The sequence below is a fragment of the Alishewanella sp. HL-SH06 genome, from assembly GCF_052656265.1.
The window spans coordinates 2,413,970-2,431,144 of sequence record NZ_CP199752.1 but is presented as its reverse complement, the minus strand read 5'-3'; the positions used below and the strand labels follow the sequence as shown (position 1 = coordinate 2,431,144).

Here is a 17,175-nt window from a genome sequence, read left to right as displayed (position 1 = left end):
TTGCGCTTGAGCGCAACTGGGTTGACTGTGGTGGTCAAACTGGTGACTTGGAGGTGCAAGTCCTCTACACACCCGGCAAGGGGAAGTGTTAGCTGAACGGCAAGGGTGCCTATCGTGAGTTAGGATCTGAAGGAAGCCGAAGGCAAAATGCTGGCCTGACGAACAGGAAGCGATTAAGGCGTTGTAGCTGGGTAAGGTGGCCCATATCACTAAAGCCCAATACTTGCACAGAAGGTTACAACGTAGAGTCGACAGGTATAAGCAGGAAGGTCGCGCGAATTACCCCGGGAGCTCTGAAAGCCTGCCATAGTGCTACTGACATCGAGAGGTGTTGGGATGGGTCTTCAGAAGTCAGCCGAGGCCGTAGTAGTGCTGAAAACCGACAGCATGAAGGGCTGAACATAGTTAACCGTGATTAGGACACTGGTACTCGATGTTGATTAATGATGCACAAGCGCAGCAAGTTGCGGCCATGAACAGAGGAAGCGAACAGAATTCGCCGAGGCTGATTGATGGTGTTGAAATCAGCACGGCGGCCAGTGGGCGAACGAAAGCGGAAAGGTCGTTGACGATAGAGGCAGTGATAAGCCGTGAGAACCTGATGCTGGCGTATCAGCGGGTGGTGGAAAACAAAGGTGCGGCTGGTGTGGATAACCTCAGTGTGCAGGAGTTAAAACCATGGCTGAAACAGCATTGGCCGAGCGTCAAAAGTACACTGATAGCAGGCAGCTATCTACCACGGGCAATTCGTAAAGTGGATATCCCAAAGCCCAACGGCGATGTGAGAACATTGGGGATCCCGACCGCGGTAGACCGACTGATCCAGCAAGCGATAGCGCAAGTTTTAACGCCTTACGTGGAGCCAACATTCTCAAATTCCAGCTATGGTTTCCGGCCGAACCGCAATGCATGGCAAGCGGTGCGCCAAGCACAGCAATACATTCAAAGCGGCCAACGCTGGGTGGTAGACATGGATTTGGAGAAATTCTTTGACCGGGTTGACCACGACATTCTGATGTCGAGACTGGCCAGAGTAATCAAAGATGAACGGCTACTCAAACTCATCCGCCGTTATCTGGAAGCAGAAATGATGGATGATAAAGGTGTGATTAAACGCGACAAAGGCATGCCGCAAGGTGGCCCGTTGTCGCCGCTGCTATCGAACATCTTGCTGGATGAACTGGATAAAGAGCTGGAGAGACGAGGCCACAGCTTCTGCCGCTATGCCGATGACTGCAACATTTATGTGCGCAGTGAAAAGGCAGGCGAACATTTGCTGAAGGGCATCAGTGAGTTCTTAAGGAAAACACTGAAACTACAGGTAAATACGCAGAAAAGTGCAGTGGCAAGGCCATGCGCACGTAAGTTTCTGGGCTATAGCTTTACACGGCACAAAGTGGCTAGACTGAAAATCGCGCCGAGTAGTTTGGATAGGTTGAAAGATAAAATCAGAAACCTGACGACGGGCAACGGTTCGAAATCAGTTAGTAAAGCGATTAGTGAGCTAACACCCGTGCTGCGTGGTTGGATAAGTTACTTCCGACTAACCGAAGTTAAAGGCGTGCTCGAAGAGTTGGATGGCTGGATAAGGCGCAAACTGCGTTGCCTGTACTGGCGACAATGGAAGCGGCCCTTTACCCGAGCCAAACAGCTGATGAAAGCAGGACTAGACGAAGTCAGAGCCTGGGCGTCAGCTTGTAACCAGCGAGGTGCTTGGTGGAACTCTGGTGCCAGCCATATGAATCAGGCTTTGAAGAAAAGCCAATTTGAAAGGCTGGGATTAATATCACTGCTGGAATGTCATCGACAGTTCCAGTGTTAACATGAACCGCCGTATGCGGAACCGCATGTACGGTGGTGTGAGAGGACGGCGGGAGTGATCCCGCCTCCTACTCGATCCGCAGCACTTGCTGCCAATGTTTTGCTTTAATAAAAACGGGTTATAGGCGCTTAACTACCAACATGACGCCCGATCCGTTTTAGCCCGCCCAGCAAGCGCAAAACATTCTGAGTAGACTGATTATTCAAGCCATTTTGCCTCGCTTAATAAGCCGTTGCGACATAATACTTTGCTGGCTGGCATTGCAAACCTTTGTCAGTAAACCGTTGCAAGTGTCGATTCAGGCGCGAGGTTGGATCAGATAATGCCAGCACAAGCTGCAGCGATGTTAGCTTAGCCTCACTTGCACCCTAGATTAGCGAATAAACACATTTTACAGCCTTGCTTGATAAAACAAGCTGCATAAAATAATGCACTAAAAAACAGCCAATAAAAAAGCCGGCAAGGCCGGCTTTTTAACTCAGATGCGACAATTTTACTCGGGTTTACCCGGTTTAGTCATCGGTGCTGATGCCGATTGACGCGCAAACGCCGAGCCGGCCGGGCGACTAGAAGAGCTGACAACCGGACGTTGTTCAGCAGTGACTGCCGTGACAACGTCTGTTTTGGCTTCTTCTGTTACCGTTTGTGGTTTCGTCATTTCTGCTACGACCATGTTACCAAAGCGACTGCCTGTAGCTTTTGCTGCTTTAGGTTGGGCTGTGACAACAGGAGCGGCTATAACCGCTTCAGCTTTAGCCGGTTCCTCTTTAGCCGGTGCAGCTGCAACTGGAGCCGCAGCCGCAGAGGCGGGGGCCGCAACGTCAGCTTTAGCCGGTGCAGTCGCTTCAGCAACAACCGGTGTTGCTACTTCAGCTGGCGTTACATCAACTGGCGTTACTTCGGCGGCAGCCTTGTTACTGTTTTTGGCTGCCACGGGCACAGCTTCGGCCGTCACTTCTTCAGCTTTTGCTGCTGTAGCAGGGGATTTTACCGGCTCAGTAGGTACAACCACCGCGGCAGGCGTCGCTTCTGGCTCAGCTAATTCTAGCTTTTGCTGTTGCGGGCTTTGCTCAGTTACCACAGGGGCTGATGCCGCTTCATCGGTTGCAACAGTGGTCGCTGCCGTCTCATCTGCTTTCACTGTGTCAGCACTGGCTTTGGCTGGGCGACGACGGCTACGGCTGCGGGTTGGCTTCTCAGCGTCAATCGCAGGGGTATCGGCGACATCCGCTACAAGCTCTGATGTGATAGGCTCTACCGCGTCAGTTGTGGCATTCGCCTCAGCACTCTCTGTAGCATTCGACGCAGTATTTTCTGTGGCAACCGGCTCTTCAGTGGTAGCTGTCGTGTCGGTTTGTTCTTTTCGACGCTTTTGACCGGCGGCACGTAAATGCCGTGGCGAACGACGACTGCGACTGCGAGGCTCAGAACTTTCAGTATCAGAGTGGCTTTCAGTTGTAGTGGCTGTTTCTGCCTCTGTTTCGTTACTGTCCGCGGCAACGCTTTCAGCAGTTGCGATAGCCGTTTCAGCAGCCGGTTTGGTTTCGCTGATTGGCGAAGCCTCGGCGACTACCACGGGCTCTGATACGCTCGAGCTCTTGACGTCAGCTGCAGAGCTGGCGGTTTCAACAACGGCTGGCGCCGCAGTAACGGTTGCGGTTTCAACGGCGTTAAGCTGCTCTTTTGCTGGCGCTTGGCTTGCTGCAGCTGTTTCTGCTTTGGCAGCGTCAACCGCAACGACAGCGGGTGCTAGTGTGTCGGCAGCTTCCGCTTTAGCTAAACGTACAGAGCGTTGCAGATTGCGACGTTGCCGACGTTCAGCGGCTGCGGCACGGCTGTTTGGTTCATCCGCAGTTTCTGCCGACGGTTTTTCAGCACGTGGCTCAGACGCGGCTTTACGAGGTTCCGCAGCGCGAGCAGGTTTATCTTGCGATTGAGGGCGATTACGCTCTGGACGAGGCGCTTTCTCTTCAACAACCGCTGCTTTTTCAACGGGTTTTTCAACCGCTTTATCTGCTGTTTTTTCTTGATCCGGACGACGACGACGATTGTTACGACGACGTGAGTTGTCGTTGCGATCAGAACGTTGCTCGTTGCGCGGCTCTTTCGAGCTGTTGGCTTTCTGCTCTTTAGTCACTGGCGTGGTTTCGGCAGAGGGAGTTGCTGGTGCAAATACACTGCTTAACCAGGTGACCAACCGACTGACTAAACCCGGTGTTGATGGCGTAGCCGCAGGACGGACAGCGCTGGCTGGGGCCGCTGCTGGCGCAACAGGTGCAGCTACCGGAGCAGACGCTTGTGATAAGCTTAACGCGGAAACCGCAGGTTTTTCTTTAACGGCGTCACTGCTTGGCTGATATAGCTTAGTACTGTGCTCGGGCACTTTAGGCAGAGTGTAGCTGGCATCTTCGATTTCTTCGTCGATACGAATACGTGTCACTTCGTAGTTTGGCGTTTCTAAATGCTCATTCGGGATAATAAACACCCGAATACCATTACGCTGTTCAATACGACGCACACCTTCACGCTTTTCGTTCATTAAATACGTGGCGACAGACACCGGTACCTGCGCATGGATCTGGCTGGTGTTGTCTTTAATCGCATCTTCTTCAATTAAACGTAAGATTGATAAGGCTGACGATTCAATACTGCGGATAGTGCCACGGCCATGACAACGAGGGCAGACGTGTCCGGCTGACTCACCCAGTGAAGGGCGTAAACGCTGGCGTGACATCTCTAACAAGCCAAAGCGCGAAATCCGGCCAATTTGCACCCGAGCGCGATCTTGTTTTACCGCATCTTTTAAACGGTTTTCTACTTCACGTTGATGGCGCACCGGCGTCATGTCGATAAAGTCGATAACAATTAAGCCACCTAAGTCACGTAAACGTAATTGGCGAGCAATTTCATCGGCCGCTTCTAGGTTGGTGTTAAAGGCGGTTTCTTCGATATCGCCGCCTTTGGTTGCTTTTGACGAGTTAATGTCAATGGCGGTTAACGCTTCGGTGCTATCGATAACGATAGAGCCACCTGAAGGTAAACGCACCTCGCGGCGGAAGGCGGTTTCAATCTGGTTTTCAATTTGGTAATGCATAAACAACGGCACTTCACCCTGATACATTTTTACCCGGTGGGCAAAATCAGGGCGGAACTGTTGGATATACACTTTAGCTTCTTCAAAGATTTTCTGGCTATCAATTAAGATCTCGCCAACATCACGACGTAAATAATCACGGATCGCACGGAAAACCACATTGCTTTCTTGGTGAATTAAGAACGGACCCGTGCGCTTTTTAGCTTCTTCGGTGATGGCTGACCAATGCTTTAATAACGCTTTTAAGTCGTAATCTAGCTCTTCGTAAGATTTACCTACACCGGCAGTACGCACGATTAAACCCATGCCATCGGGCATTTCTAGTTGGCCTAACGAATCTTTTAACTCTTGACGCTCGTCACCTTCAATACGACGAGAAATCCCTCCCGCACGCGGGTTGTTGGGCATTAATACCAAGTAAGAACCGGCTAAACTGATAAACGTCGTTAGCGCAGCGCCTTTTTGGCCGCGTTCTTCTTTATCAATTTGGATGATGACTTCCTGACCTTCTTTAACCACTTCCTTAATGTTAGGACGGCCATCGAAGCTATAACCAGAGGGGAAATATTCACGGGAAATTTCTTTTAGCGGTAAAAAACCATGACGATCAGCACCATAATCGACGAAGGCCGCTTCTAGACTGGGTTCAACACGGGTGATTTTGCCTTTATAAATATTCGCTTTTTTTTGTTCATGGCCTGGGCTTTCGATATCCAGGTCATACAGTTTTTGGCCATCGACCAATGCAACACGAATTTCTTCTTCTTGCGTTGCGTTAATTAACATTCTTTTCATTGTTGGGTGACTCATTTATGCAGCCACAACACAACTTTTCCGGGCACCTGGGTGTTCAGACGTTATCAAACACATAATGCTGCAGTCTCCCGACTGGGTGCTTGAGGGAACCTAATTTTTTACTCGTTACAGTAGCGAGCCTACACGTATTGTTGGGGCAGGCTAAACTGTCTTCGTTTTTAAATCTGACACACATCGCCATAAAGCGCTGCGTTCTGGCTAATCTTTATTTTTGCTCGGTGACCGGATCTTGTGTTTTGCCGTTGTTGGTAACAAATTACGCAACATTACCTCAGGCAAATGGCAGTGAGTAAACGCCGGGGGTATAAAAAACATTGGTTTTCACCACGATTTCGGTATGATCACATCCCCTGACGGTGCCGCACAACTTCTCTTATGTCACTGTGAGCGCCCTAATTGCCGAAACTCGGCAGAATTAGCGGGGTGATTATCCCACTATTCCGCCTTGGATAGCAACTGAATTGTAATATTAGCAGAGTAATTTAAAGCCATGACTGATGAAATAAAATTGCCGGTGCAAATGATTGAAATCGAAAGTGATTTTATTGGTCAGCGCATAGATAACTTTTTGATTGCCCGGCTGCGTGGCGTACCTAAAAGTGTCATTTATCGGGTTTTGCGAAAAGGTGAGGTGCGGGTCAACAAAAAACGCATCAAACCTGAATACAAGCTGCAAGCTGACGATGTGGTGCGTGTACCGCCGTTTACCGTTGCTGCAGAGCCGGATGCTATCTCTGTTAAATTGAGCATGGTAAAAGATTTAGAGCAGCATATCTTGTTTGAGGACGCTGATTTAATCGTGTTAAACAAACCATCAGGTATGGCGGTTCATGGCGGCAGTGGCTTGCAGTTTGGCGTTATTGAAGCCTTACGTGCTTTGCGGCCCTTGGCCAAACATCTTGAATTAGTTCACCGCTTAGACCGTGATACCTCGGGCTGTTTAATGATTGCGAAGAAGCGTTCGGTGTTAACGCATTTACATGCCCAGTTACGTGATAAAACTGTTGAGAAAAAATATTGGGCGTTAGTATCGGGTGATTGGGACAACAAAATGCGTAAAGTGACCGAGCCGTTAAAGAAAAACACGCTGCAATCGGGTGAGCGAGTGGTGCGGGTCGATGCTAAAGAAGGCAAAGAATCGGAAACGCGTTTTCGTATTTTGCAGCGTTATCAGGAAGGCACCTTAGTAGAAGCCTTTCCGGTAACAGGCCGTACCCACCAAATTCGGGTTCATACCGCCTGTAAAGGTCACCCAATAGCCTGCGATGACAAATACGGTGATAACACCTTTAGTAGCCAAATGAATAAAATTGGGCTTAATCGGTTATTTTTACATGCATACAGTTTAAGTTTTATGCATCCCGGCACCGAGACAACCATGCGGTTTGAAGCCCCGCTGGATGAGCAGTTAAACCAAGCCATGAGCCAGTTAACGAGAAAATAAGATGTCAGCAGTCAAGTTAGTGATTTTCGATTGGGATGGCACCGTCATGGATTCCGTTGGGCGAATTGTCTCGTCGATGCAAGCTGCTGCCTTGCATACCGGACTTGCTGTGCCAAGCACGGCCGCGGTGCGGCATATTATTGGTTTAAGCTTAGATCCGGCATTTGACATGTTGTTTCCAAGCGCTAATTCCGCGCAGCGGCAGCAACTATTTGAGCATTATCGCGATCAATATGTGCAGCACGACACCACGCCGACACCGTTATTTGCCGATGCCGAGCAGGTGTTACAGCAATTAGCTGAGCGTAATGTACTATTAGCCGTAGCCACGGGAAAGGCGCGCAAAGGCTTAGATCGCATGTTTGCCGAAACCGGTTTAGCGCGCTATTTTGCTACCAGTCGCTGTGCCGATGAAGCACAATCAAAACCCCATCCCGATATGTTACAACAAATTATTCAACAGCTTGGTGTTGCTGCCAATGAAGCGATTATGGTGGGGGATACCAGTCATGATCTGAAAATGGCTCAGGCTATTGCCATGCCTAGGATTGGGGTGAGCCATGGCGCCCATGACGTTGCTGTGTTGCAACAATATGCGCCATTAGCCATTATCGATCGGCTAGCTGATTTACCCGCTTGGGTGCGCTAAGCGCTGTTAAGGCTCAAGTAACAGATCTCGGCCAGCTTGGCGCAGCAGTTGCAACAGCTTAATCAGTGGTAAGCCGATTAAGCTGTTAGGATCATCGCCTGTTAATTTACTGAATAAACAAATGCCTAAGCCTTCGCTTTTAAAGCTTCCAGCGCAATCCAAAGGCTGTTCTCGTGCCACGTAACAGCGGATCTCTGCCTCAGTCAATGTGCGAAAATGCACCTTAAAACTATCAAGTGTGGTTTGTGTTTCACCTGTTGCGGCATTAACTACGGCTAAACCCGTAAGAAATTGCACCGCTTGGCCGCTAAATTGGCGTAATTGCGCGCAGGCTTTTTCTTCCGTATGCGGTTTGCCAATAATCTCTTTACCAAATACCGCCACTTGATCTGAACCAATCACTAAGCCACTCGTTAACGTACTGGCCACAGCGTGTGCTTTTTCGGTTGCTAAACGCTGTACCAAGGCTTCGGCGCTTTCACCGACACGGGGTGTTTCAATAGTGTTAGGGGCAATACATTGAAAATTTTCAGTTAATTTACTTAACAACGCGCGACGGTAGGGCGAGGTTGAAGCTAAATATAGTGAAGGGCGTTCGGCAATAGTCACAAAATAGTCCTTTTATAAACAACAGGGTGCACACTATAATAGCCTGCTGACAAAAATGTTGAAAAACCTGCAGAACCCTTTGACAGCAAGGGGCTGCTTCTATATGATGCGCGCCTTATGCAAAAATTGAAAATACCTGTTACGCTCGATCCGGTTAAAGCAGCACAAAAACGTTCCGGTTACTCCGGTATAGTGCCACTAAACACCTTAATCCGTCTTAAAGAAGGGTTAATGGCGTACCAAGACGACGTAACAGTCAGAATTGAATGCGAAATTGACCAGCAAAACCTTACTGTGTTAAACGGTACAGCGCATTGCCAGGTAAGTGTTAAATGTGAGCGTTGTGGTGAACCCATACCACTCACACTAGACGTAAGTTTTGCATATACTCCTGTTAAAGGAGATGATAACGCGGCTTTGGAATTGATTCCTGAGCGCTATGACGTGGTCGAGCGTGATGAGCACGGCGAGATTAATTTACGGCAGTTGATTGAGGATGAACTCATTCTGGCATTGCCACTGTTTCCGATGCATGATGCGGTTGATTGTCAGGTTGATCCTGACTCACTTAGCTTCGGTGATATCGGGCCAGAGCCAGAAAAGCCCAACCCATTCGCTATACTGCAAGAATTGAAAAAAAGTGATTTAGGAGAAATACAATGGCTGTTCAGCAAAACAAAAAATCTCGTGCACGTCGTGACATGCGCCGTTCACATGATGCATTAACTGGCCCTACGCTGTCAGTTGATGCAACTACTGGTGAAACTCACCGTCGTCACCACATTACTGCCGATGGTTACTTCAAAGGCCGTAAAGTAAAATAAGTCTGGACGCACTTATCCTAACCGGTAAGCACGTGCAGCAGCTAAAGCCTTCTTTGGCTTTAGATATGATGGGGGGCGACTTCGGCCCCCAATCTACTATTCCTGCCGCTCTGGCAGCGCTTCAAGAATTCCCTCATCTTCAATTAGTTTTATGTGGTGATCAGCCAGTACTAGAACAAGCGTTAAAGCTTGCTGGTGTGGTCGACGAACCGCGTATTCGTTTTGTGCACAGTACTGAGCAAGTACTTATGGCCGACAAGCCGGCGTTAGCGTTACGCAGCAAACGTGAAAGTGCCATGCGTCATGCCTTAGAACTGGTTGAACAAGAACAAGTCCACGCCTGTGTCTCCGCCGGCAATACCGGTGCCTTAATTGCAATCGCACATTATGTGTTAAAAATGCTTAACGGCGTTGAGCGACCAGCTTTAATAAGTGCTTTGCCCAGTTGCCAAGGTAATCCGGTTTATATGTTGGATTTAGGTGCTACGGTAAACTGTGATGCAGATACGTTATTTCAATTTGCCATGATGGGCGCGGTGATGGCCGAGCAAGTTATTGGTATTAAAGCCCCACGGGTGGCCTTGCTGAACATGGGCGAGGAAGAAATTAAAGGCTCAGATCAAATAAAACGTGCTTCGCAATTATTAACCGAATGCAACGGTTTGAATTATATCGGCTATATTGAAGGCAATGATATTTTTTCTGGCAAGGCTGATGTGATTGTTTGTGACGGCTTTGTGGGTAATGTCGCGCTGAAAACCTGTGAAGGCGTTGCTAAGCTGATTATTAAGCGGGCGCAACAGAGTATTAAACAACGGCCATTAGCCGCTTTATTAAGCTGGTTGTTTAAACCTGTGCTAAAAAGTCTTTATCAGGGAATGAACCCCGACCACTATAATGGTGCAAGTCTGATAGGATTGCGCGGCATCGTAGTGAAAAGTCATGGCAATGCGACAAAAGACGCATTTTTAAGTGCCATCCGACAAGCTGTGCGCGAGGTTGAACGCCAAGTGCCAGCCAAAATAAAAGATCGGTTGGAACAAGTTCTTATTGATAAAGCATAGGGTAGCATGTACTCAAGAATTATTGGTACCGGGAGTTATTTCCCGTCACTGGTTCGCACCAATGCGGACCTAGAGTCTATGGTAGAAACCACAGACGAATGGATTATCGAGCGTACTGGCATTAAAGAACGCCGCATTATTGGCCCTGATGAATCAGTTGCCAGTATGGGTACTGCTGCTGCTTTCAAAGCAATTGAAGCTGCCGGCATCGATAAAAACACCATTGATCTGATCATTTGCGCCACCACCAGCTCGGCGCGTTCATTACCGAGCTCGGCTTGTGAAATTCAGCGCGATCTGGATATTCCAGGTATTCCCGCCTTTGATATAGCTGCGGCTTGCGCCGGCTTCTGTTATGGCTTAAGTATTGCCGATCAATATATTAAAAGTGGTATGGCAAAGCGGGTCTTGGTGATTGGCTCAGATTGTTTATCGCAATTAGTCAGCCCTGAAGATCGCTCTATGGTGATTTTATTTGGTGATGCCGCCGGTGCGGTATTGCTAGAAGCTTCTGAGCAACCCGGTATTTTATCGACCCATATTCATGCCGATGGTAAATATTCAGAGCTGCTGTACGTGAATAATCCGATCCGTGGCGATGAAAAATCGGTACACGAATCATGGGGCAGCATGAAAGGCAACGACGTGTTTAAAGTGGCCGTTAACAAGCTGTCGCAAGTGGTTGAGCAGACGTTAGAAGCCAATAATATGCAGAAGTCTGATATTGACTGGCTGGTGCCGCATCAAGCCAATTTACGTATTATTGCTGCAGTAGCGCGTAAGTTAGATATGTCGATGGATCAAGTGGTGATTAACCTTGATCGTTATGGCAATACGTCGGCCGCCACCGTGCCCACTGCTTTGGATGAAGCGATTCGCGATGGTCGTATTCAACGAGGCCAAACCTTATTACTCGAAGCGTTCGGCGGTGGTTTCGCTTGGGCGTCAGCGTTAATTCGTTATTAATTTTTCAGGATCACTATGACTACTAAACTTGCCATCGTGTTTCCCGGTCAGGGTTCACAAAGCGTGGGTATGCTTAACGAGCTGTATCAGCAACATACCGTGGTTCAAGACACTTTTGCCGAAGCTTCTGCTGCTTTGGGGTATGACCTTTGGGCGCTGGTTTCAACTGGCCCTGAGTCAGAATTAAATGAAACGCATCGTACACAGCCGGCCTTATTAGCGGCATCTGTTGCGGTATGGCGTTTATGGCAACAACAAAACGGTGCGGCTCCGGCGTATTTTGCAGGGCACTCATTAGGTGAGTATTCGGCGTTAGTCTGTGCGGGCGTGTTGTCACTTGCCGACGCGGTTAAGCTGGTAGAAAAGCGTGGTCACTATATGCAACAGGCGGTGCCTGCCGGTGTGGGCGCTATGTCAGCCATTATTGGTTTAGACGATGCAGCCATTGCCAAAGCCTGTGCAGAAGCGGCACAAGGTGAGGTGGTTTCACCGGTTAATTACAACTCTCCAGGTCAAGTGGTGATTGCCGGTCATAAAGCGGCAGTAGAGCGTGCTGGTGAAGCCTGTAAAGCCGCTGGCGCAAAACGTGCTTTACCATTACCGGTCAGCGTTCCGTCACATTGTGCGTTAATGCGTCCCGCTGCGGAGCAACTAGCTTTAGATTTAGCGGCACTTAACTTTGCTGCGCCTAGTACGCCTGTGGTCAATAACGTTGATGTAATGTCAACGAATATCCAAGCAGAGATCAAAGATGCACTGATCCGGCAGCTATACAGCCCAGTGCGTTGGACTGAAACTATTGAGTACTTTGCCGCGCAAGGCGTTACCGAAGTACTGGAATTAGGTGCAGGCAAAGTATTAAGTGGCTTAATTAAACGCATTAATAAAGAGCTGAAAACCGCTTCAGTTAATGATGCAACGTCGCTTACCGCCGCGCTAGCAGCAGAATAAGGGTATTTAGATGAATAATTTTATCAGTTTAGAAGGCAAAGTTGCGTTAGTTACTGGCGCAAGTCGTGGTATTGGCCGAGCTATTGCAGAGCAATTAGCCGCTTTAGGCGCTAAAGTTGTGGGCACGGCAACCACTGAAAAAGGCGCGGCTGCCATTGGTGAATATCTTGGTGAGCAGGGGGCGGGTTTAGTACTAAACGTGACCGATACCGCTTCGGTTGACGCTTGCCTTGAGCAAATTAAAAATCAATTTGGTGAAATCGACATTTTAGTCAATAATGCCGGTATTACTCGCGATAACCTGCTAATGCGGATGAAAGATGATGAATGGTTTGATATTATGCAAACCAATTTGACATCGGTATTTCGCTTAAGCAAAGCCGTGTTACGCAGCATGATGAAAAAACGTTTCGGTCGCATCATAACTATTGGCTCAGTTGTTGGCTCAATGGGTAATGCCGGTCAAACCAATTATGCTGCAGCAAAAGCCGGTGTTTTAGGCTTTACTAAGTCGTTAGCAAAAGAAGTTGCATCACGCGGAATTACCGTAAACGCGGTTGCGCCAGGTTTTATTGATACAGATATGACGAAAGAGTTGTCTGAAGAGCAAAAAACCGCTATTTTCTCGCAAGTGCCGGCTAATCGCTTAGGGCAGCCAGAAGAAATAGCAGCAACAGTGGCGTTTTTGGCTTCTACGCACGCAGCTTATATCACCGGCGAAACAGTTCACGTTAACGGCGGTATGTATATGGTGTAAGCTAATCAGGTTTGACCAGCAAAAAATGCCTATCGCATTGCTTGCAACAACCTAAGCTTACGAATAAACTAGCGCCACACCAAATTGCACGAATTGTTGCGATTTATATGAGAAAAAGGAAGAAAAGATGAGCAACATCGAAGATCGCGTTAAGAAAATCATTATCGAACAACTGGGCGTTAAAGAAGACGAAGTTAAAAACGAAGCCTCATTCGTTGATGACTTAGGCGCTGATTCACTGGACACTGTTGAATTAGTGATGGCGTTAGAAGAAGAATTCGATACTGAAATTCCAGACGAAGAAGCTGAAAAAATCACTACGGTGCAATCAGCCATCGATTACATCAAAGCCCACGCTGAATAAGCTAAAGGCTTGCAAAACGGGTAGCGCGGCTACCCGTTTTCGTTTTAAGAATCAGAAAAACAGGTACTAACGGAGGACACGGTGGCAAAACGTCGTGTAGTGGTAACAGGTTTAGGTATGCTGACGCCATTAGGCAATGATGTCGCAAGCAGCTGGCAAGCACTGCAGCAAGCTAAAAGCGGTATTAGTCTAATTGAGCACTTTGATACCAGCGCTTATACAACTAAATTTGCCGGCTTAGTCAAAAACTTTGACGTAGAGCCGTATTTTCCAGCAAAAGACACTAAAAAAATGGATTTATTTATCCAATACGGTGTTGCTGCGGCTATTCAGGCATTTCGTGACTCCGGATTGGAAGTTACCGAGCAAAACGCTCACCGTATCGGCGCTGCTATCGGCTCAGGTATTGGTGGTTTAGGCTTGATTGAAGAAAATCATACAAAGTTAATGAACAGCGGTCCGAAGCGTTTATCGCCTTTCTTTGTCCCGTCTACCATTATCAATATGATCGCCGGTCAGTTGTCTATTATGCTTGGTTTGCAGGGCCCGAATATCAGTATTGTTACTGCCTGTACTACGGGTGTACACAATATCGGCCAAGCCGCGCGAATGATTGTTTATGGTGATGCCGATGTGATGGTGGCCGGGGGCGCTGAAAAAGCGTCTACGGAATTGGGTATGGGGGGCTTTGGTGCCGCTCGTGCGCTGTCAACTCGCAACGATGCGCCACAACAAGCCAGCCGCCCTTGGGATAAAGACCGTGATGGTTTTGTGTTAGGTGATGGCGCAGGTGTGATGGTACTGGAAGAGTACGAACACGCTAAAGCTCGCGGTGCGAAAATGTATGCAGAGTTAGTCGGTTTTGGTATGAGCGGTGATGCTTATCACATGACTTCACCACCAGAAAACGGTGCCGGTGCCGCTCGGGCGATGCAAAACGCTTTAAATGATGCGGCTGTTAATGCGGAGCAAGTGCAATACATCAATGCACATGGCACTTCAACGCTGGCCGGTGATTTGGCCGAAACCAGTGCGATTAAATCTGTGTTTGCCAGCAACATTGATAAAGTGATGGTCAGTTCATCGAAATCAATGATCGGTCACTTGTTAGGTGCCGCCGGTTCAGTGGAGTCGATTATTACGGTGTTGTCACTGCAAGATCAGTTGGTGACTCCAACCATCAACTTGGACAACCCAAGTGACGGTTGTGATTTAGATTATGTGCCGCACGAAAGTCGTCAAGCCCAATTAGAGTATGCGTTATGTAACTCTTTCGGTTTTGGTGGTACTAACGGTTCTATTCTGTTCAAGAAGATCTAACTCGCTGTGCTTGTTAAAAAACCGCGCTTTATAGCGCGGTTTTTTTATGCCTGTCATTACTTTGGGTTAAATTTTAAAGTTTGGGGTAGGGACGCCTTGGGGTAGACATTTTCTCCACCGGCTTCAAGGGTCACCTCCCTGTGCCCTTTCAGCCTGCGCAGCATCCCTGCTGCTGTTACGAAAACGCTACCCCAATGCGTCTGCAAAAATCACCGCAAGCTTTCAAGTTTAGATGGCATTCTCATGAACATTTTGAGGCAGATTGCGCGCAGTATACTTTGTCCAGAACCGTGTTTTTCAGGGATGAAAAACAGGAGCGCCCATGGATGGGTCTACAGCGTGTTCTGGCAAAGCTGTACGGAGGGCTTGCTGCCGTATGCAAATGATCTCTGACTTAATAAATTTCATTTCATTTAATTTCAATTTTTAGGTGAGGACACCTTGAGGTAGACATTTTCTCCACCGGCTTCAAGGGGCAGATCCCTGTGCTTATTAAACTGCGGGATCTTTGTTGCTCTATGCACTGAACGAGATATCACTTAATTAAACCGACATTTTAAAATAATAGCCGGTAAACCTACGGCGCTGTTTTGCCCGCTGAGCGCTTTGTTTTAATGACAGATTAAGGCATACTTGCGCATATTTTTCTGTGCAGGCGTGCTATGTCGGCTGACATTATACTGATTAAAGACACTGAACAATTGCAGATCGCCGCAGGTTGCCGAGCGTTGCAATACGGTGATGGTGTCTTTACGACCATTGCGATTAAGCAAGGTCAGCCACAGTTGTGGCCACTGCACCTAGCGCGCTTACAGTTATCGGTAACACGATTAGCGATGCCCGCCATCGATTGGTCCGGCTTAACACAAGCAGTGTTGACAGAAGCAGCCAAGCAAAACAGTAATGGCGTAATTAAATTATTGATCTCGCGAGGCATTGGCGGGCGAGGTTATGCACCAAGTCCGCATAGTTCAGCCTTGGTGTATTTGTATCATGCTCAGATGCCCGATTATCACCGCTGGCGAGAGCAGGGTATCAGTGTTGGCGTCGCGCAATTACGCTTAGCTATTCAACCCGCATTGGCTGGGCTTAAACATACTAATCGGCTCGAGCAAGTGTTGTTAAAACAAGAGTTGGCGAAAACTGACTTTGATGATTTGCTCGTGGCCGATCAACAACAACAGCTTACCGAAGCAACGGCCGCCAATCTGTTTTATCAACTGAAGGGCCATTGGTATACACCGCCACTGCATTTGGCTGGAGTAGCAGGTGTGATGCGTCAACATATTTTAAACGAACAAGCGCAGTTTCAAGAACGCTGCTTGTCTTTAGCCGAACTAGACCAAGTTGAAGCGATGTTTATTTGTAACGCCTTGCTAGGTGTGGCGCCGGTGCGACAATTGTCTGGTCGAGCGTTACCGCTTGAACCTGTGCAGCAATTACAGCAAGAGATGCTATGTTAAAACGAGTTTTGGCCTGGCTACCACTGTTGGTAGTGTTAATCATCGTGCTGCTTTATTCAGGTTGGCAGCAATTAACCACCTCAACCTTAGCAAAAACAGTGACCTTCAGTGACAGCCTTTATACGCTTAAAGCGGGCACATCAGTGCGTAGTTTATGCCGCGATTGGCAACAACAGCAGCAATTAACGGTCATAGATTGTTACGTTTTAAAATTGTATGTTAAACAGCAGCCAAAGCTTGCTCAGTTACAACAAGGTGTTTATCGAGTCCCTAGCCAAAGTTCTCTTAGCGAAGCGTTGGCGTTGTTTCGTAGTGGCAAGGTGGCGCAATTTAGCGTTACTTTAATTGAAGGTGAAACCCTAGGGCAAAGTTGGCAGCGTTTTGTCGATTTGCCGTATTTAATTCAAGATATTGATAGTAGTGATAAACTCGCTGAACTGATCAGTTGGCCTGAAGCCTGGGGCACATTGGCGCAAACCGGCCGGGTAGAGCAAGAGTTAGAGGGCCTGTTTTATCCCGATACCTATTTTTATACCGCCAATAGTAAAGCCAGCGACATTTGGCGCCGAGCGCATCACGCTTTAAAAACGGAGCTAGAGCGTTATTGGCAGCAGCGCCAAAGCACTTTACCGCTGCAAAACCCTTACGAATTACTCATTATGGCCTCTATTATTGAAAAGGAAAGCGGTCTCGCCAGTGAGCGCGCCTTGGTCAGCTCTGTGTTTATCAATCGCATACAAAGCAATATGCGCTTACAAACAGACCCGACCGTTATTTACGGTTTAACAGAGTACAGTGGCCGTATCACCCGCGCTAATTTACGTGATCCACATCGTTACAATACCTATCGCCATCATGGCTTACCGCCTGGTCCGATCTCATTAGTCAGCCGAAGCGCGTTAATTGCCGCTGCGCAACCCGAGATAAGCGATTACTTTTATTTTGTCAGTCGTGGTGACGGCTCGCATGTGTTTTCACAATCACTCGAGCAGCATAATGCTGCGGTTAAAAAATATATTCTTGGAAAATAAC

At 48.1% G+C, this 17,175-nt stretch carries 15 protein-coding genes; 13 read left to right on the top strand and 2 right to left on the bottom strand.

Going from position 1 to position 17,175, the window contains the following annotated elements; all coding sequences use genetic code 11:
* The first annotated feature begins 433 nt into the window (after positions 1 to 433).
* The gene (gene ltrA, locus ACUJFK_RS11165; protein ID WP_445424793.1) at positions 434 to 1,822 is read left to right on the top strand and encodes a group II intron reverse transcriptase/maturase; all 1,389 of its coding nucleotides are present in this window, start codon (positions 434 to 436) and stop codon (positions 1,820 to 1,822) included.
* Positions 1,823 to 2,315: 493 nt separating this feature from the next.
* Here ltrA and rne read toward each other — a convergent pair whose 3' ends face one another.
* Complete coding sequence (rne, locus tag ACUJFK_RS11160) at positions 2,316 to 5,711, bottom strand: ribonuclease E (RefSeq protein ID WP_445424897.1); 3,396 nt, start codon at positions 5,709 to 5,711, stop codon at positions 2,316 to 2,318.
* A 511-nt stretch (positions 5,712 to 6,222) separates the two neighbouring features.
* On the opposite strand from rne, the gene rluC reads away from it, so the two are divergent.
* Both rluC and ACUJFK_RS11150 read left to right on the top strand, forming a co-directional pair.
* A complete protein-coding gene (rluC, locus tag ACUJFK_RS11155; protein WP_445424896.1) occupies positions 6,223 to 7,176 on the top strand; it encodes a 23S rRNA pseudouridine(955/2504/2580) synthase RluC in 954 nt (317 codons plus the stop codon).
* A gap of 1 nt (position 7,177) precedes the next feature.
* The gene (locus ACUJFK_RS11150) at positions 7,178 to 7,825 is read left to right on the top strand and encodes an HAD family hydrolase (RefSeq protein ID WP_226749985.1); all 648 of its coding nucleotides are present in this window, start codon (positions 7,178 to 7,180) and stop codon (positions 7,823 to 7,825) included.
* Positions 7,826 to 7,831: 6 nt separating this feature from the next.
* On the opposite strand, the gene ACUJFK_RS11145 is transcribed toward ACUJFK_RS11150, so the two are convergent.
* Positions 7,832 to 8,434, bottom strand: coding sequence for a Maf family protein (locus tag ACUJFK_RS11145; protein WP_445424895.1), 603 nt, complete (start codon positions 8,432 to 8,434; stop codon positions 7,832 to 7,834).
* A gap of 117 nt (positions 8,435 to 8,551) precedes the next feature.
* On the opposite strand from ACUJFK_RS11145, the gene yceD reads away from it, so the two are divergent.
* The 10 genes from yceD (at position 8,552) to mltG (ending at position 17,174) form a co-directional block, all read left to right on the top strand.
* Positions 8,552 to 9,160, top strand: coding sequence for a 23S rRNA accumulation protein YceD (yceD, locus tag ACUJFK_RS11140; protein WP_445424894.1), 609 nt, complete (start codon positions 8,552 to 8,554; stop codon positions 9,158 to 9,160).
* Positions 9,094 to 9,258, top strand: coding sequence for a 50S ribosomal protein L32 (gene rpmF / locus ACUJFK_RS11135; RefSeq protein WP_226749982.1), 165 nt, complete (start codon positions 9,094 to 9,096; stop codon positions 9,256 to 9,258). The genes yceD and rpmF overlap by 67 nt, the downstream gene beginning before the upstream one ends.
* Positions 9,259 to 9,323: 65 nt before the next feature.
* Positions 9,324 to 10,322 carry a phosphate acyltransferase PlsX gene (plsX, locus tag ACUJFK_RS11130; protein WP_229588036.1) on the top strand — a complete coding sequence of 333 codons (999 nt, stop codon included), beginning with the start codon at positions 9,324 to 9,326 and terminating at the stop codon, positions 10,320 to 10,322.
* A 6-nt stretch (positions 10,323 to 10,328) separates the two neighbouring features.
* Complete coding sequence (locus ACUJFK_RS11125; protein ID WP_226749980.1) at positions 10,329 to 11,288, top strand: beta-ketoacyl-ACP synthase III; 960 nt, start codon at positions 10,329 to 10,331, stop codon at positions 11,286 to 11,288.
* A 15-nt stretch (positions 11,289 to 11,303) separates the two neighbouring features.
* Entirely contained in the window at positions 11,304 to 12,239 is a 936-nt protein-coding gene (gene fabD, locus ACUJFK_RS11120; protein WP_445424893.1) for an ACP S-malonyltransferase, read from the top strand.
* Positions 12,240 to 12,249: 10 nt separating this feature from the next.
* Entirely contained in the window at positions 12,250 to 12,996 is a 747-nt protein-coding gene (gene fabG / locus ACUJFK_RS11115) for a 3-oxoacyl-ACP reductase FabG (RefSeq protein WP_226749978.1), read from the top strand.
* 127 nt (positions 12,997 to 13,123) lie between these two features.
* Entirely contained in the window at positions 13,124 to 13,360 is a 237-nt protein-coding gene (gene acpP / locus ACUJFK_RS11110; RefSeq protein WP_027670184.1) for an acyl carrier protein, read from the top strand.
* A gap of 81 nt (positions 13,361 to 13,441) precedes the next feature.
* On the top strand, positions 13,442 to 14,680 hold the full coding sequence (fabF, locus tag ACUJFK_RS11105) for a beta-ketoacyl-ACP synthase II (RefSeq protein WP_445424892.1): 1,239 nt from the start codon (positions 13,442 to 13,444) through the stop codon (positions 14,678 to 14,680).
* A gap of 662 nt (positions 14,681 to 15,342) precedes the next feature.
* Positions 15,343 to 16,143, top strand: coding sequence for an aminodeoxychorismate lyase (gene pabC, locus ACUJFK_RS11100; protein WP_445424891.1), 801 nt, complete (start codon positions 15,343 to 15,345; stop codon positions 16,141 to 16,143).
* Entirely contained in the window at positions 16,137 to 17,174 is a 1,038-nt protein-coding gene (mltG, locus tag ACUJFK_RS11095) for an endolytic transglycosylase MltG (protein WP_445424890.1), read from the top strand. The genes pabC and mltG overlap by 7 nt, the downstream gene beginning before the upstream one ends.
* Position 17,175: the final 1 nt, after the last annotated feature.

Excerpts from the sequence above, each read along its gene's own strand:
- pabC (WP_445424891.1), top strand. The coding sequence starts at position 15,343 with ATGTCGGCTGACATTATACTGATTAAAGACACTGAACAATTGCAGATC.
- rpmF (WP_226749982.1), top strand. The coding sequence starts at position 9,094 with ATGGCTGTTCAGCAAAACAAAAAATCTCGTGCACGTCGTGACATGCGC.
- yceD (WP_445424894.1), top strand. The coding sequence starts at position 8,552 with ATGCAAAAATTGAAAATACCTGTTACGCTCGATCCGGTTAAAGCAGCA.
- fabD (WP_445424893.1), top strand. The coding sequence starts at position 11,304 with ATGACTACTAAACTTGCCATCGTGTTTCCCGGTCAGGGTTCACAAAGC.
- acpP (WP_027670184.1), top strand. The coding sequence starts at position 13,124 with ATGAGCAACATCGAAGATCGCGTTAAGAAAATCATTATCGAACAACTG.
- fabG (WP_226749978.1), top strand. The coding sequence starts at position 12,250 with ATGAATAATTTTATCAGTTTAGAAGGCAAAGTTGCGTTAGTTACTGGC.
- mltG (WP_445424890.1), top strand. The coding sequence starts at position 16,137 with ATGTTAAAACGAGTTTTGGCCTGGCTACCACTGTTGGTAGTGTTAATC.
- rne (WP_445424897.1), bottom strand. The coding sequence starts at position 5,711 with ATGAAAAGAATGTTAATTAACGCAACGCAAGAAGAAGAAATTCGTGTT.
- ACUJFK_RS11125 (WP_226749980.1), top strand. The coding sequence starts at position 10,329 with ATGTACTCAAGAATTATTGGTACCGGGAGTTATTTCCCGTCACTGGTT.
- plsX (WP_229588036.1), top strand. The coding sequence starts at position 9,324 with ATGATGGGGGGCGACTTCGGCCCCCAATCTACTATTCCTGCCGCTCTG.
- ACUJFK_RS11150 (WP_226749985.1), top strand. The coding sequence starts at position 7,178 with ATGTCAGCAGTCAAGTTAGTGATTTTCGATTGGGATGGCACCGTCATG.
- rluC (WP_445424896.1), top strand. The coding sequence starts at position 6,223 with ATGACTGATGAAATAAAATTGCCGGTGCAAATGATTGAAATCGAAAGT.
- ltrA (WP_445424793.1), top strand. The coding sequence starts at position 434 with ATGTTGATTAATGATGCACAAGCGCAGCAAGTTGCGGCCATGAACAGA.